Here is a 15,945-nt window from a genome sequence, read left to right on the forward strand (position 1 = left end):
GAAAAGTATATGAAATATACATACTACATAGCGCCATTTTAAGCTGTAACGCACAAGTTGCACAATCTACGCAACAACAACTCGCTTTACTCTTCATCAGTTATTTGCCCATACTAGACGTAGAGAGGTGATAAACACAGTATGATTTTTAGTGAACGCTTAAAACAAGAACGAGAAAAACGAAATTGGTCGCAAAATGATTTGGCTGAAAAAATTCATGTGAGTAGGCAATCTGTTTCGAAATGGGAGACGGGAAAGAACTATCCGAGCATTGAAATTATTATTCATTTAAGCGATCTGTTCGGTATTACGATTGATGAACTACTAAGGAGTGATGAAGAGTTGACGCAAAAAGTAATTGAAGATAGTAAACAATTAGCACATCCAAAATGGAAGGTGTTTTTTGATAGTCTCTTTATGATGGGTGTGTTTTTGTTTCTTACAAAAATCGTTGTATGGACGTTAAATAAATTTGCAGGAGCAAGCATTACAATTATAGCGGATGCACCATACGTAATGAATTTTTTACCTCTCATATTAATGGTTATAGGTGGTATGGGATCTGATAAGTTGAAGAAAATATATAAATAGAGGAAAGATTTGAAAGAAATCCCCTACACTAGCTGTTCTTTCTACTCAAATTGTGTACTATAAAGGATAGGATGACATAAAGAAGGGGACATTTAGAATGGAATTTCATGAACAGAAGATTTTGCCGGCAGTGAGGCAAATTAAAGATTTGGAGAAGCTATTACATAGTTCGTATGAGTATATCGTTATTTTAGATATTCATGTTGGTCAATTGAAGAGCGTCGTGTCACTTGCGAAGCAATATTGTAAGAAGGTATTTTTACATGTGGATTTAATTCATGGCTTGCAAAGTGATGGGCATGCGACGGAGTATTTATGCCAAGAGTTTAGACCGTACGGGTTACTTTCGACAAAGGCCGGCGTCATTATGAAGGCGAAGCAAAAGGGCGTTGTAGCAATTCAGCGTATCTTTTTAATCGATTCTAGCGCAATGGAGAAGAGTTGCAATCTTTTGGAAAAGACGAAGCCGGATTATATTGAGGTGCTTCCAGGAGCAATGACGGACATTATCGCTGAAGTGAAGGAGCGTACTGGTGTCCCGATTTTGGCGGGTGGTTTCATTCGTACAGTTGATGATGTGGAGAAAGCGTTAAATGCTGGTGCGACAGCAATTACGACATCAAAAAAAGAACTATGGAAACATTACCAAAAAAAGTGACGAAAATGTGAAAAAATTCTGTTGACACCGCTTTCATGAAAGGTTAACATTATAGACAAGTTAATAAACGTGACGGAGAAAAGAAGAGATCCACATTTCATTGTTTCTATATAAATTTATATAGAAGCGTGCAAAGCTGTGGGTCTTTTTCTTTTGACAAAAACGAATGGCCATTCATTTTACCTCTATCACATTTGGAAGCGTTTAAATTGATTGTGGAGGGATACTATGTCAGCATTTTTAGGAGAGTTAGTAGGGACTGCGTTGTTAATCTTACTTGGTGGCGGCGTTTGCGCTGGTGTAAGTTTAAAGAAATCGTTTGCGAAGGATTCTGGTTGGATTGTTATTACAATGGGCTGGGGCTTAGCGGTTGCTATGGCAGCGTATGCGGTTGGATCAATTAGTGGGGCACATTTGAATCCGGCTTTAACGATAGGATTAGCATTTAAGGGAGCGTTCCCATGGAGTGACGTACCAGGTTATATCGCAGCACAAATGATTGGGGCAATTATCGGGGCAGTTCTTGTATATTTACATTACTTACCACACTGGAAAGAAACAGAAGATCCAGGAACAAAATTAGGTGTATTTGCAACAGGCCCAGCAATTCCGAACACATTTACAAACCTTTTAAGTGAAATGATTGGAACATTCGTTTTAGTATTTGGTATATTAGCAATTGGAGCAAATAAATTTGCAGATGGTTTAAATCCATTTATCGTAGGTTTCTTAATTGTAAGTATTGGTTTATCATTAGGTGGAACAACAGGATACGCGATTAACCCGGCTCGTGATTTAGGTCCGCGTATCGCACACTTCTTCCTTCCGATTGCAGGAAAAGGCGGTTCAAACTGGAAGTATGCATGGATTCCAGTAGTTGGTCCGATTTTAGGTGGATCACTTGCAGGATTATTCCATCAAGTTGTATTTGAAGGAAAACAAAATGCAGCACTTATTTATGTGATTATTGCAACTGTGATTGTACTAGCAATCTCTTATATGACAAGTAAAAAAAGTGAAAGCAATACAAATAGTAGAAAAGTAGCATAGGGGGAAACCGATATGAAAAAATATATTCTTTCTTTAGACCAAGGAACAACTAGCTCACGCGCAATTCTATTCAATAAAAAAGGTGAAATTGTTCATTCAGCTCAAAAAGAGTTTACACAACATTTTCCAAAGCCAGGCTGGGTAGAGCATAATGCACAAGAAATTTGGGGATCTATTTTAGCAGTTATCGCAACTTGCTTAAGCGAAGCGGATGTAAAACCGGAACAAATCGCTGGTATCGGTATTACGAACCAACGTGAAACAGCGGTTGTATGGGATAAAACGACTGGTAAACCAATTTATAACGCAATCGTATGGCAATCTCGTCAAACAATGGAGATTTGTGATGAGTTAAAAGAAAAAGGTTATAGCGAGATGGTTCGCGAAAAAACAGGTCTTTTAATTGACGCATACTTCTCTGGTACGAAAGTAAAATGGATTTTAGATAACGTTGAAGGTGCAAGAGAAAAAGCAGAAAACGGCGAGTTATTATTCGGAACAATTGATACGTGGCTTGTATGGAAATTGTCTGGTGGTAAAGCGCACGTAACAGATTACTCAAATGCATCACGTACATTAATGTTTAACATTCACGACTTACAGTGGGATGATGAGCTTCTAGATATGTTAACAGTACCAAAGAGCATGCTTCCAGAAGTACGTCCATCATCTGAAGTTTACGGAGAAACAATTGACTATCACTTCTTCGGTCAAAATGTACCGATTGCAGGTGTAGCTGGTGACCAACAAGCAGCATTATTTGGACAAGCTTGTTTCGGTGAAGGTATGGCGAAAAATACTTACGGAACTGGTTGCTTCATGTTAATGAACACAGGTGAAAAAGCAGTAGCTTCTGAGCATGGCCTATTAACAACAATTGCATGGGGAATAGATGGTAAAGTAAACTACGCATTAGAAGGAAGTATTTTCGTAGCAGGTTCTGCAATTCAGTGGTTACGTGACGGAATGCGCATGTTTAAAGATGCAAGTGAGAGTGAAGTGTATGCTTCTCGCGTTGCATCAACTGAAGGTGTATACGTTGTACCAGCATTCGTTGGATTAGGAACACCGTACTGGGATAGTGAAGTACGCGGCGCTATGTTTGGTGTAACACGCGGTACGACGAAAGAGCATTTCATTCGTGCAACGCTAGAATCTTTAGCTTACCAAACGAAAGATGTATTATGTGCAATGGAAGCAGATTCAGGTATTGAATTAAAAACATTACGTGTTGATGGCGGAGCGGTTAAAAATAACTTCTTAATGAAGTTCCAAAGTGATATTTTAGATGTTCCTGTAGAGCGTCCAGTGATCAATGAAACGACAGCTTTAGGTGCAGCGTACTTAGCTGGTCTTGCGGTTGGATATTGGAAAAACCAAGATGAAATTAAATCACAGTGGCATATGGACAAACGCTTTGAACCAACGATGGAAGCGGAAACAAGCGAAGAGCTATATGCTGGATGGAAAAAAGCAATTGAAGCAACAAAAGCTTTCAAATAATCATAAACAGTGTTATAATGGTGACAAGTTAATAATTCGGTAGGAGATTTGGAGAGACCACAACACGCTATAGAGGCGAAATCTATAGCGGAGTTCGTGGTCTCTTTTTTCGTTATCAAAGGGAGGAATTACCATGAAATTTTCAAGTAAACAACGTAAAGACGTATTAAACGGAGTAAATAAACAAGAGTTAGATGTGATCGTAATTGGTGGAGGTATTACTGGTTCTGGTATTGCATTAGATGGAGCAACACGCGGGTTATCAACAATTGTGTTTGAAATGCAGGACTTTGCAGCAGGTACATCAAGTCGTTCAACGAAGCTTGTACACGGTGGTCTACGTTATTTAAAACAACTTGAAGTGAAAATGGTAGCAGAGGTGGGGAAAGAGCGTGCGATCGTATATGAGAACGGTCCCCATGTAACAACACCAGAGTGGATGTTACTTCCATTCCATACAGGCGGTACGTTCGGATCGTTCAGTACATCAATTGGTCTTCGTGTATACGACTTCTTAGCAGGTGTAAAACGAAGCGAGCGCAGAAAAATGTTTAACCGTGAAGAAACGCTAAATAAAGAGCCTCTTGTGAAAAAAGAAGGATTAAAAGGCGGCGGTTACTACGTAGAATATCGTACAGACGATGCGCGTCTTACAATTGAAGTAATGAAAGAAGCAATTGAGCATGGTGCAAAAGCTGTTAACTACGCAAAAGTAGACAGTTTCTTATATAAAGATGGAAAAGTATGCGGTGTACGTGTAATCGATTTACTAGACGGAGAAGTATACGAAGTTTACGGTAAGAAAATTGTAAACGCAGCTGGTCCTTGGGTAGATACACTTCGTGAGAAAGATAACTCGAAAAAAGGAAAAGTACTTCAGTTATCAAAAGGTGTTCACTTAGTAATTGATCAAAAACGTTTCCCATTAGGGCAAGCGATTTACTTCGATACACCAGATAAACGTATGGTGTTCGCGATTCCTCGCGGTGGAAAAACATACGTAGGTACAACAGATACGTTCTATGATAAAGACGCAGCTGTACCGCACATGACAACAGAAGATCGCACATACATCATTAATGCGATTAACTACATGTTCCCAAGCGTGAAAATTACAGAAAAAGATGTGGAGTCAAGCTGGGCTGGTGTACGTCCGTTAATTTACGAAGAAGGTAAGAATGCATCTGAAATTTCTCGTAAAGATGAAATTTGGACTTCTGAATCTGGTTTAATTACAATCGCAGGTGGTAAATTAACAGGATACCGCAAAATGGCTGAAATGGTAGTAGACTATGTAACGAACTTACTACAAAAAGAAGGTCATAGTGCATATCCGAAGAGTGACACGAAACATATGCCAATCTCTGGTGGACATGTAAGTGGTTCACACGGATTCCCAGCATTCGTTGCGAAAAAAGCAGACGAGGGTACGAAATCTGGTTTAACGAAAGCACAAGCAGAAGAATTCGCGAAATTCTACGGTTCTAACGTAGACGTACTATTCGACTTAGCGAAAAAACATAAAGATGAAGCGAAAGAATACAACATGCCGCTAGACGTTCTAATCCCACTTGTATACGCAATGGATTACGAAATGACAGCAAAACCAGTTGACTTCTTCGTACGCCGCAGAGGCGCTGTATTCTTCAACATCCACTGGGTATACGAGTGGAAAGAAGCAGTAATCAACTACATGGCTACGAAACTAGGCTGGAGCAAAGAAGAGCAAATGAAATACACAGCTGAATTAGAAAAAGCATTAACAGACGCTGTTATTCCTGTCGATCAACAAGAACAGGCAGCTGCGTTAGCATAAAATAGAGAACCACCTGAAGGGGAGCCTTTAGGTGGTTTTTTTATGGGTTATTTTTCTAACTGTGTTGCATAACGACATATGTTGTTATACGATGTATATAAGGAGGTGGTATTGTTGGACAAAGAAATCTTGAAGGGAAGTATAGATATTTTATTGCTTTCTATCATTGCAAAACAAGATACGTATGGATATGAAATAGCACAAAGTTTAAAGGATGCAAGTGAAGATTTGTATAGTATGGGGCAGGGAACTTTGTATCCTGCTTTAAAGCGATTAGAAAAAAAGGAGTTTCTTGAATCTTATTGGAATCAATCTGAGAATGGGATGAAAAGGAAATTTTATACTATTACAAGTAAAGGGAAAAAAGAATTGCAGAAGAAAGTGAACTCTTGGGAGCGTGTAACATCATTAATTCAAGCTTGTCAGAAAGGAGTTATTTATGAGTGAATTTGATGAGTATATTAAGTCCATTTTAGCTTATTCAGAACTTAGTAATATTGAACAGGATGAGTTATTTCTAGAAATATATGATCACTTGAACAGCTTGAGAGAAGAATATATGGAACAAGGTATGAATGAAAAAGAAGCGGTGTATAAAGCGATTCAAAGTTTTGGAGAATCAAAAGTTATTGGTTTAGGGATTAATCAATCGGTATACGAAGTTCCTAGGCCATTAAAGGTATTATCGAAAATTTTATGTATTCCTTATATAATGATTTGTTTTATCGTTTTTTTAGGAACAGTTATTTCAACTTCTACATTTGACTCTATTCGTAGTTTGACAGGTGGAACTGTTTATCATCCGATTGAATTTTGGCAGCAATTTTTACATATATCTGATTTAGAAACGTTATTGCAGCTTTTTGGAATAACACTTTGGCAAGTTAAAGATTTTATTGCGCATCCAGGTCCTTGGGGGAACTCAACGTATTGGCTAACTGTTTTGCAACATATAATATTGGTAGTTCCATTTGGATTTTTCGTTCCAGTGTTGATCAGTAAAGTGACGAACTATAAGAAAGCTTGTAAGTGGTATGTTATGGCCTTTCTTGCTTGGGAGTTATTACATTTACTAACTTTATCTGATGTTTTTGATGTGTGGCGGATTGCTATAAATATGATTGGTGCATCGATAGGATATCTTTTATTTATAAGCATGATACAAACGGATAATAAATTTCGGGTTATGCGCAAGAAGATATTTGAAAATTAACTTGCTATCGTGTGGTTAAAATTATATAAATTTAGCTTGATGATAATAGAGTATCACTGAAAACATAGGTACTATATAGTGAGAGGATTTTTTTATATTTGTAATAGGTGATGTTCATTGTTTATTTATACTGTTATGAAACGGGTGCATAATCCGTCTTTATTGGTGCTATAAAGGATGACAGCGTCACAGCTGAACTAGAAAAAGTCTGGATTAACAAGAGCAGGCAGCTGCATTAGCATAAAATAGAGAAACACCTGAAGGAGAGCCCTTCAGGTGTTTTTTATCTTGACTAAAAATAAATAGAATGTGTTACAATGATGATAGAGTATATAGTATGAATTTTGCATAAAATAAAGAAGACAGAAGCCTGAGAAACTTCTGCCTTGTGTAACCTAACTTGCTATTGTGGTGGTAGTAGGTGCGGTTATAAGACAATTACATTAACGTTTTAGCCGAGAACCGCCCTTACCTTTTCCACGAAGCAGGGTGGTTCTCGCTTTTTTGTATACAGAAATTAGCCATGGACCGACGTATCTTCTACCGATGACAACGCCAGCTCCGGTTAGGATACCATACACTAATTTAATTACAAACATCGCGATCATTCTATCACCTCCCCCTTTTTTCAAAATGGAAGAGATGATTGCCACACCTACTAGCTATAGCTTATTAAGTTACATTTCAATTGTATTATGTTTTAAAATAGGGAACAAGACATATGGATGAAAAGCCCTAGTTTTAAATGGTTGGTTATTGTGTAAAGTGTGGTTTGTCATATACAACTTGTTTGTGAGCCTCCTACAAGTCAAGGTTTTCATTTGAGTTACGTTTCTTTTCTTTAATTTCATTAAGTTGTTCCATCAAGAATGTAGCATCAGATTTTGTTAATTCAACTTTCGGAATGCCATTTTCAAAAATGATTAAAAAGTAACTTATAATTCTCCTTACAATTTGTTCCACTTTGTTTCTTGTTAAATAAACAAACATAATTAACAAATAGGGATACTGATAACAGCGTTCAAATGAAATACACAGCAGAACTAGAAAAAGCAGCTGTGTTATGTATAGAACTTCAAATACTATACTTGTATTTTATAACCGGAAAACCTAATATTCAGCTTATCGAGAGAAGCTGAATACAAAAAATAAGATACCAATATGAGGTGTATCATGAAAAAATTAATTACTTACGACCCTGAAATCCAGATGGCATATCTGTATGTAATTCCATTTACTTCAGAAATTGAGATTGAATCGACTGAAGAATTGGAAGAAAATCCGAAATTGAATGTAGATATAGATCAATTTGATCGCATAGTGGGGATTGAGTTTTTTGGAGAAAATGCAAGTAAATTAAAAGGATTAACAAATAGGAGTAAAATATATAAAAAGAAAACTTTAAATGATAATAAATGCATATACTCATGTAGACTATCTCAGGATAATCATTTGCAAAAAGTAGTATTTCATCATGTTGTATTTTATTTTGCAGATAAGAAGTATGAAGAATTTATTGGTTTTGATATTATGAAGCCATCTTTGTATGGTTATGACATATTAGACTCTTTAAGTGAGTATTAGGCAGAAGGGGGACCCCGGGTTAAATGGGTTCTTTTTTTATTTAGCGGTTCTTGAAGGAGGATTTCAAAATTAAAGAGCGCCTTGGGAGAAAGACGCTCTGTAGGTGAATGTATTGTAACGACTATTCGGTTTATTATATGTATTTTGCTGAGAAAGTGTTTTATAAAAAAAGGTATTGCCGACCGTATTTTTTTATGAATTTATAAAACTTTTTCATCCAGTGCGTCGTCTAATATATGGGAAGGAGGAAATGGTGTGGATGAATTAACGATAGAAGCGTTTGAAATAGAAGATAAGGAACTCCTTATCGATGAAATAATGAACAAATATGGACAAGAAGTCTTACAGCTTGTGTATTCATATGTGAACAATAAAGAGGTTGCTGAGGATGTAACGCAAGATATATTTGTGAAATGTTATAAATCTCTTCATACATACAAAGGGAAGTCGAATGTGAAAACGTGGTTATGGAGAATTGCGATTAATCAATGTAAGGACTATATAAAAAGTTGGTATAACAAAAAGGTGATCGTGACAGAGGATGAATCTGCTTATATGGGGGGTCAAAATGATAGTGTCGAACAAACTGTCATTCAAAATGCGGAGGACCGTGAGCTCGCTTCTGCAGTAATGAATTTATCGATCAAATATCGAGAAGTGATTTATCTATTTTATTATGAAGAGTTATCAATTAAAGAGATTGCTATGGTAATAGAAGTGAAGGAAAACACGATAAAAACGAGACTAAAAAAAGCGAAGGAACTTTTGAAGAAAGGATTGGAGGAATAATCAAATGGAAGATCGATTAAAAGGCTTGCGAAAATCAATGGAGAACACAACTTTTAAACATTTGAGTTTTTCTGATCAGCACCAGAAGCGGGTGCGCGAAAAAATCAATCAATCGTCCGAAAAGGAAGAAGATATCCTTTTAGCAGTGTTGCAACTTCTTATGAATGAAAAAACTGGTTATGAATTGATGCAACTGTTGCGTGGGAGAGGGATTCAAAAATTCGAAGGTGATGAAGGGTCTCTATACACTGTATTACATCGTCTAGAGCAGAATCGCTTTATTCAATCTAGTTGGGATCACGAAGGAGCTAAATATTATCAATTAAATGATAAAGGAAATAAGATGCTGCGAAAGGCAGAGAAGAATGCTACGAAGGCACGATTTATATTAAAAGGATTAGTACAGGAGTGAGAAAAAATTGAACAAAAAAGGGGAGCGTTTTTTAAAAGAAGTTACGAACCATATTAAATCAAAAGAAGCGAAGGACTTAGTAGCAACTGAACTAAATTTTCACTTAAAACAGACGAAGAATATGTGGATAGAGAAAGGGTTAAGTGAGGAAGTTGCTGAAGATAAGGCTGTTGAACAAATGGGAAGTCCGATTAAACTGGGACAAGAACTTAACAAACTGCATAAGCCAAAGGTTGATTGGTTCTTACTTATTTTATTAGTGGCTGCGATGGGGCTAGGATTTTTGCCAATTATAGCTTTTGGACATGCTGACTTATTCATGAATAAGGTGATATTTATTATTCTCGGTGTTGCCACAGTTTTAGGGGTGATGCTAATTGATTATCGGAAGTTAGAGAGATTAGGGTGGCTGTTTTACACAATTGGGGTACTTATCTTGTTAATGATATACTGTTTTCCGAACGCTTCGATACTTGGAGAACCGATAATAAAAGTTGGTCCTATTGCAATTGATCGTTTAATGGCAGTACCGTTCTTTTTTCTAGCTTGGGCTTCTTTTTTCAATAACAATAGATTGAAAGTTAGGTATCTTGTAGTGTTGTATTTATTTTCTTTGTATTTATTCTTAATTGGCGCAGCTTTTTCAGTGATTTTTATTTATATCACGATGGTATTCGTTATGCTTTGGTGGAGTAAGTTAGGGAAGAAAAAGGCATTAATTATTACAATTGTACCAATCTGTTTATTGATTATAGGGGCCTATTTTTCCTGGCCCACAGTAAAAGGAGTTTATTTGGATAGATTTTTAGGGTATTTGAATCCAGAGCGTGATGCACAGGGCGCAGGATTTATGTATATACGTTTAAAAGAGATAATGTCGTCAGCAGGTTGGTTTGGTACATATGGAGATGTAAAGCTCATCCCTAATCCAGATACTGATTTTGTATTTGCAAGTTTGACTTATTATTATGGATATGTGCTTGCACTGGTCCTTGTCTTAATTCTTTCTCTTTTTGTAGCACGGTTAATGTTCATATCTTATACAATAAATGACCGGTATGGTAAATTGCTTCTCATTGGAGGAATGACTCTTTTCGTAGTTCAATTCCTTTATAACGTTGGTATGATTTTAGGTTTATTACCGATTACTGCTATATCATTACCTTTTATTAGTTATGGATTAACACCAACTGTATTTCATGCGCTTATAATGGGAATCGTACTAAGTGTATATCGACGTAAAGATATGCCGTTTAGAATGAGAAAAACACCTTGATACTTATTATAAGTTGTATATAAAAGAACTCATCATTATGATCAAGTACAAACGTAAATAGATAGTAGCAGAGGGTTATGATAACTAACCCTCTTTTTATGTTTAAATAAGTGAACTTGCTTTAATAGAAGTACATAATTCAGAACGAGAAATTGATTCAGCTAGATGTTGTAAATAGGAGCATTCTTCCTCATCTTTTTCGGGAGTGTTGGGATCCAATACAGGTGAAGAAAGAAGTACATCAATCGTAAGTATGCCTGCATCATGAGAGACGATGTTATAACCTGCAAATACAGGTCGTTTTAAGTCTTTTACTTTTTGAATCATCTCATGGAATTTCGTAACGCTTATATTGATTTGTGCGAATGGAAAGCATTTTTGGGTAGGACTTTCGATGGTCTTTCTAATTTTATAATCGTATACATAGTAGTACTTTTCTTGCTGCTCAAGTGCTTGCAACTCTTTCGTTAATAAGTGGTATTTGTCTGTAAGTCCAGTTGTGAGTCAACTAATAATGTGAAAGATCTTGGTGATGAGATTTCGAGAGGGCGGACGTTTAGGTCGGTAAAAGTAGGATTAGATTGTAAAATGGTATGTAATTTTTCGGTAGGAAACACACCGTCATAAATAGCAATAAAATAATGATTCATCTTTTCACTCCTTAACTTTTTCTAAACTGATATATTCTATTTTAAAGGTGTAAATCCTGCATAAAAAGAAACACCTTGAATCATCAAGGTGTTTTCGTTATAAGCTCAAAACTCTCCGAATCAGCCCCAAGTATAAAAGGACTAACTTCGCCAACGCTATAAAGTTGCAACTCATGCATTGCACGTGTGCAAGCAGTGTAGAATAATCTACGAACGCTCTCATCACTGTATGCATCTTTAGAAGCATCGTAAATAATAACAGCGTCAAATTCGATACCCTTCGCTAAGTAAGCAGGGATCACGACAATGCCTTGTTCGTACTCGGCCGAGTTACTTTTCACGAGTTTGATATTCTCGATATGACTAAGTGCTTCGTAGGCAGTGGCGCTTTCAGCTGCAGATTTACATATAATTGCGATCGTATTGTGCTGCTCTTTTTGTAGTTCAGCGACTTTGGCAGTAATACGGTCGTGCAGTTCGCTGAAATTAGACACTTTCGTCACTGTAGGTTTCTCGCCGTCACGTTCAAAGGCATGAATGTTATTGCCTTCCGGTACGAGAGCACGTGTAAATTCAATAATCGGTTTTGTTGAGCGATAGCTACGAGTTAAGTTAATGCCGTTCGTTTCATCTGGTCCGTATAAGCTAGTAAGTGTATTGAAATTCACTGCTTCACTCGCATGGGCAAATATCGCTTGGTTAAAGTCTCCGAGTACAGTCATTCTTGCAGCAGGGAAGAGACGTTTTAAAAACTCGAACTGAAACGGCGAATAATCTTGCGCTTCGTCTACGAGTACGTGTTTAATCGATCTATTCGTTTGGAAGCCTTCAATTAATTCTTTTAAAAGTAAGAATGGAGTCGCATCCTCATAATATAGCTTTCCTTCATCGAGCATGTTTACTGTTAATGAGCAAATATCATCCCATTCTTTCGGTTTTTCTCCAGTAACCAATGATGCATCTGTGAAGAGTTGTTTGTATATGCCTGTGAAATTGATGAAACGCAATGTTTGAACACCTTTACGAAGCGGTTTCAATTTTTTACGGACAATCATACGTCCGAGTACTTTCGTTTCTTTCTCAAAATCATGAAAGGAGTTGTCGTCAAACTCCCCTTTTTTCTGTAAATATTTATAAGCCTTTTGGTATTCATCTTTACTAAGTAATTCAATTTCTTCTTCTACCCAAGGCTTTTTCAGTTCTGCTTTTTCGAGTGCATCTATTTGTTTATTTAGCCAATCCGTTAACTTTTCAATTCGATTATGGAAACGGAGGGAGGAGTCGGTATTGTAAAATTGCTCTGCGATTTCTTTAGCAGAGGCAATCAGTTTTCCTCTAAATTTCATTCCTCTAAATAGCATGCCTGAAGATTCAAGAGATTGTCTGTACACTCTAATCATCTCGAAAAATTGAGTAGATGCTTTAAATCGAATGCTAGCATTTCTCGTTTTATAGGTAGGGCTATTCGCTTCAGTTAGCATATATTCTAATTGCTCATAAGGGTCTTCAACGTCAAATGACTTACTTAGTCTATGGTTTAAATATTCTTGGAATGTCACTTGCTGCATATTTTCTTCACCGAGTTCAGGTAGTACGTTAGATACGTAGCTGTTGAACATAGAGTTAGGGGAGAAGAGAATAATTTGATCCGCTTTTAGCCATTCGCGATATTTATATAGTAAGTAGGCGATTCGTTGCAGGGCAGCTGACGTTTTACCACTACCAGCAGCTCCTTGCACGATAAGGAGTCGGCCTTCATCGTGACGGATAATTTCATTTTGCTCGCGCTGAATCGTAGCGACGATGCTCTGCATATGTTTGTTCGTACCTTTTCCGAGCGCTTGTTGCAGAATTTCATCGCCAATGGTCAGGCTCGTATCGAACATAGAATCAATCTCGCCATTTTGAATAATGTATTGCAATTTTTTCTCCACATTACCGTGGATTACGCCTCCTGGTGTACTGTATTCAGCTGGCCCTGGTGGATAATCGTAGTACACACTCGAAATGGGTGCGCGCCAGTCATATATAAGAAAGTTTTCTCCGCTTGCATCAGTAAGTGTAGCTACGCCGATATAAATTTGCTCCGCAGCAGATTCTCCTTCTTCTTTGAAATCAATTCGCCCGAAGTAAGGTGCTTTATGCATGCGTCTTAATGCGGCAAGCCGATTAAAGGTGTGCTTATGGGTAATTTGTGTGACAGCTAGTGACTGAGCTTGTTGTCTTAAGTTGATAACTGTTTCAAGATAATCATCAAAAGTATCAGTATTTACTTTCACGTCATCCCAGAAATGTTTACGAATATTGATTACTTCTGCCCGGCGTCTGCCAGTTTCGTTTTCCAGTTTATCAATTTGCTGCGTAATCGTTTCGATTACGGTATCCAATCTTTTTTGCTCTTGATCAAGTTTTTTATTCATATACGTAAGCACTCCTTTAAAAGTGAAAAATAGAGGTTGACTGAAGATATGTTTTGGTGTACAATTAAGATACGGATAAATACGTTCTTTGTATTTTTGAAAACGTGTTTCTGTACTAATTTAACATAGTTTTTTCATTTAATCAATGATAATAAGATAAACCTTGGTTCCGTGTGTGATGGAATCAAGGTTTTTTATTGTAGATTATAGCTCGTTTCAGTTCGATTTCTAGCATCAATTAGTTAAAAGGGGAGAATAAAAAATCAATTTTGCGGTGGAATATATTCTTCGGTTTTTACATGAGAACCAGCAGCTTTCATTTATCCTGTTGCTCGCAAATAGCAGGATAAAAATTGCAAAATAAAAAAGCTCGGGCCTAAGCCCAAGCTTTTTTTCAATTCATTATTTCTTTTCGTCTTTCTTAGCGTCAGCTTTTTGCTCTTTGAAAAGATCTTTTAAATCTTTGTCGTCAACTTTTACGTCAGCTTTTTTGATTTCTTTCATCATAAGATCGTTCATGAATTCGCCGTCTTGTGCTTTCTTCTGAACGATTTCTTTTTTGATGTCATCTTTAGATTGTTCGAATGATTTTTCTGGTTCTTTAATGTCTGTTACTTTAATGATGTGGTAACCGAATTGTGATTTCACAGGCTCGCTTACTTCATCTTTTTTCAGTTTATAAGCAGCATCTTCGAATTCTTTAACCATTTTACCAGCGCCGAAGAATCCTAAGTCGCCACCTTTTTCTTTTGAACCAGTATCTTCAGAGTATTGTTTTGCTAACTCTTCGAAAGATTTACCTTGTCCAAGTTCTTCTTTAACTTTTTTCGCAGTCGCTTCATCTTTTACAAGAATGTGGCTTGCTTTAATTTCAGGCTTGTAGTTATCTTTTAATTCTTTATCAGTGATTGTTTTCTCGATAGCTTTTTCTTGCGCTAATTGAGCACGCACACCAGTTTTTAAAGTTTCTTCTTTAATACCTTGTTGTTTTAATAGTGTATCGAATTGATCACCGTATTGTTTTTTCATTTCATCGAACTTTTTGTCTACTTCTTTGTCTTCAACTTTGTAGTTTTTAATAAGTACTTTTTCCATAACCATGTTGTTTAGTACTTGTTTACCAGCTTGTGTCTTCATTTGATTGTAGAACTCGTCTTTTGTAATGTCACCAGCTTTAGATGTAACGATTTTGTCTGATGATGATCCTGTTCCACATGCTGATAATGCGATTACACTTGTTGCGGCTAAGGCAAGCATAGCTTTCTTCATTCGATAAACACTCCTACTATTATGTATTTTTAATTTATCCTACACCAATGAATTTTGGTTCATAAGAGCCCGATTAAGTCTCACTGATACTTTTGCTTTTTTCGTTGGTAAAGCGCGCTTAACAGGGCTTACCGAGACTGAGGATAAAGTTAAGATGCGTGTCATTTATTTCATAGTATAAGCAATATGTACAGAATTTAATATATCATATTTCGACTCGATTTCATATTGATAAAGAAAATTTAACCAGTATGTGTCAGATTTTGAAGGTGTTCCATATTGGGCGTATGTCGCATATACAGAAAAGAGGAGGGGATGGGGATGAATTCTCAACTTATTTTATTACTTGTACTGTTTATTTTATTGGTTATAGTAGGTATAATTTGCTTATAGAGGAAAAAAGTGAGGAAGGGGCTTCCTTCCTCACTTTCCATGAAATATAATTTCTATATAACTAGAAATTAATAAAATTGTTATACATACATTAATAACCCGAAAGACACCGGGTTGGCGGCTCGCAGCTATTTGTTTTCGTTCACACAGTGTATGTGTCATAAAATTCGTGTAAAATATAACAAGAAGTGCGAATGCGACAAAAACAACTGTTATAAGTGTCATGAGGCGAGACCTCCTTTTGGCTAAAATACATATACTTTATATATTGTATCATACGATATTTTGTTCGTGTTATAAAATTCAGAAATAGAAGACTTT

Annotated in this window: 16 protein-coding genes and 1 pseudogene; 12 read left to right on the forward strand and 5 right to left on the reverse strand. The window is 36.6% G+C overall.

Going from position 1 to position 15,945, the window contains the following annotated elements; all coding sequences use genetic code 11:
• The first annotated feature begins 141 nt into the window (after window positions 1-141).
• From KZZ19_RS05175 to KZZ19_RS05205, 7 genes are all read left to right on the forward strand, one after another.
• A complete protein-coding gene (locus KZZ19_RS05175; protein WP_237979733.1) occupies window positions 142-591 on the forward strand; it encodes a helix-turn-helix domain-containing protein in 450 nt (149 codons plus the stop codon).
• A gap of 97 nt (window positions 592-688) precedes the next feature.
• On the forward strand, window positions 689-1,249 hold the full coding sequence (glpP, locus tag KZZ19_RS05180; protein WP_076535888.1) for a glycerol uptake operon antiterminator GlpP: 561 nt from the start codon (window positions 689-691) through the stop codon (window positions 1,247-1,249).
• Between the two features lie 228 nt (window positions 1,250-1,477).
• Window positions 1,478-2,299, forward strand: coding sequence for a glycerol uptake facilitator protein GlpF (gene glpF / locus KZZ19_RS05185; protein WP_001272205.1), 822 nt, complete (start codon window positions 1,478-1,480; stop codon window positions 2,297-2,299).
• A 12-nt stretch (window positions 2,300-2,311) separates the two neighbouring features.
• Window positions 2,312-3,802 carry a glycerol kinase GlpK gene (gene glpK / locus KZZ19_RS05190; RefSeq protein ID WP_237979734.1) on the forward strand — a complete coding sequence of 497 codons (1,491 nt, stop codon included), beginning with the start codon at window positions 2,312-2,314 and terminating at the stop codon, window positions 3,800-3,802.
• A gap of 133 nt (window positions 3,803-3,935) precedes the next feature.
• Entirely contained in the window at window positions 3,936-5,618 is a 1,683-nt protein-coding gene (gene glpD, locus KZZ19_RS05195; RefSeq protein WP_063222410.1) for an aerobic glycerol-3-phosphate dehydrogenase, read from the forward strand.
• A gap of 114 nt (window positions 5,619-5,732) precedes the next feature.
• Window positions 5,733-6,065, forward strand: a complete 333-nt coding sequence (locus KZZ19_RS05200) for a PadR family transcriptional regulator (RefSeq protein WP_237979735.1) — start codon at window positions 5,733-5,735, stop codon at window positions 6,063-6,065.
• Window positions 6,058-6,831 carry a VanZ family protein gene (locus KZZ19_RS05205; protein WP_226545621.1) on the forward strand — a complete coding sequence of 258 codons (774 nt, stop codon included), beginning with the start codon at window positions 6,058-6,060 and terminating at the stop codon, window positions 6,829-6,831. The genes KZZ19_RS05200 and KZZ19_RS05205 overlap by 8 nt, the downstream gene beginning before the upstream one ends.
• Window positions 6,832-7,274: 443 nt before the next feature.
• Here KZZ19_RS05205 and KZZ19_RS05210 read toward each other — a convergent pair whose 3' ends face one another.
• A complete protein-coding gene (locus tag KZZ19_RS05210) occupies window positions 7,275-7,439 on the reverse strand; it encodes a hypothetical protein (protein ID WP_000561154.1) in 165 nt (54 codons plus the stop codon).
• Window positions 7,440-8,004: 565 nt separating this feature from the next.
• Here KZZ19_RS05210 and KZZ19_RS05215 point away from each other — a divergent pair.
• From KZZ19_RS05215 to KZZ19_RS05230, 4 genes are all read left to right on the forward strand, one after another.
• Window positions 8,005-8,415 carry a DUF2283 domain-containing protein gene (locus KZZ19_RS05215; protein ID WP_237979736.1) on the forward strand — a complete coding sequence of 137 codons (411 nt, stop codon included), beginning with the start codon at window positions 8,005-8,007 and terminating at the stop codon, window positions 8,413-8,415.
• Window positions 8,416-8,670: 255 nt separating this feature from the next.
• Entirely contained in the window at window positions 8,671-9,204 is a 534-nt protein-coding gene (locus tag KZZ19_RS05220; protein ID WP_237979737.1) for a sigma-70 family RNA polymerase sigma factor, read from the forward strand.
• Between the two features lie 4 nt (window positions 9,205-9,208).
• A complete protein-coding gene (locus tag KZZ19_RS05225; protein WP_000390162.1) occupies window positions 9,209-9,616 on the forward strand; it encodes a PadR family transcriptional regulator in 408 nt (135 codons plus the stop codon).
• A gap of 7 nt (window positions 9,617-9,623) precedes the next feature.
• The gene (locus KZZ19_RS05230; protein ID WP_237979738.1) at window positions 9,624-10,892 is read left to right on the forward strand and encodes an FtsW/RodA/SpoVE family cell cycle protein; all 1,269 of its coding nucleotides are present in this window, start codon (window positions 9,624-9,626) and stop codon (window positions 10,890-10,892) included.
• Between the two features lie 102 nt (window positions 10,893-10,994).
• Here the strand turns inward: KZZ19_RS05230 and KZZ19_RS05235 are convergent.
• The 3 genes and pseudogenes from KZZ19_RS05235 to prsA all read right to left on the reverse strand — a co-directional run bounded on the left by KZZ19_RS05235 (window position 10,995) and on the right by prsA (window position 15,231).
• A pseudogene (locus KZZ19_RS05235) lies at window positions 10,995-11,542 on the reverse strand (hypothetical protein).
• Between the two features lie 83 nt (window positions 11,543-11,625).
• Window positions 11,626-13,962, reverse strand: a complete 2,337-nt coding sequence (gene helD / locus KZZ19_RS05240) for an RNA polymerase recycling motor HelD (protein WP_237979739.1) — start codon at window positions 13,960-13,962, stop codon at window positions 11,626-11,628.
• A gap of 402 nt (window positions 13,963-14,364) precedes the next feature.
• Window positions 14,365-15,231, reverse strand: a complete 867-nt coding sequence (gene prsA / locus KZZ19_RS05245; RefSeq protein WP_088095420.1) for a peptidylprolyl isomerase PrsA — start codon at window positions 15,229-15,231, stop codon at window positions 14,365-14,367.
• 279 nt (window positions 15,232-15,510) lie between these two features.
• Between prsA and KZZ19_RS05250 the strand changes: the two genes are divergently transcribed.
• Window positions 15,511-15,624, forward strand: coding sequence for a YjcZ family sporulation protein (locus tag KZZ19_RS05250; RefSeq protein WP_306447429.1), 114 nt, complete (start codon window positions 15,511-15,513; stop codon window positions 15,622-15,624).
• 30 nt (window positions 15,625-15,654) lie between these two features.
• On the opposite strand, the gene KZZ19_RS05255 is transcribed toward KZZ19_RS05250, so the two are convergent.
• On the reverse strand, window positions 15,655-15,849 hold the full coding sequence (locus tag KZZ19_RS05255; RefSeq protein ID WP_000172690.1) for a hypothetical protein: 195 nt from the start codon (window positions 15,847-15,849) through the stop codon (window positions 15,655-15,657).
• Window positions 15,850-15,945: the final 96 nt, after the last annotated feature.

The sequence above is a fragment of the Bacillus thuringiensis genome, from assembly GCF_022095615.2.
In the GTDB taxonomy this organism is placed as follows: domain Bacteria; phylum Bacillota; class Bacilli; order Bacillales; family Bacillaceae_G; genus Bacillus_A; species Bacillus_A cereus_AG.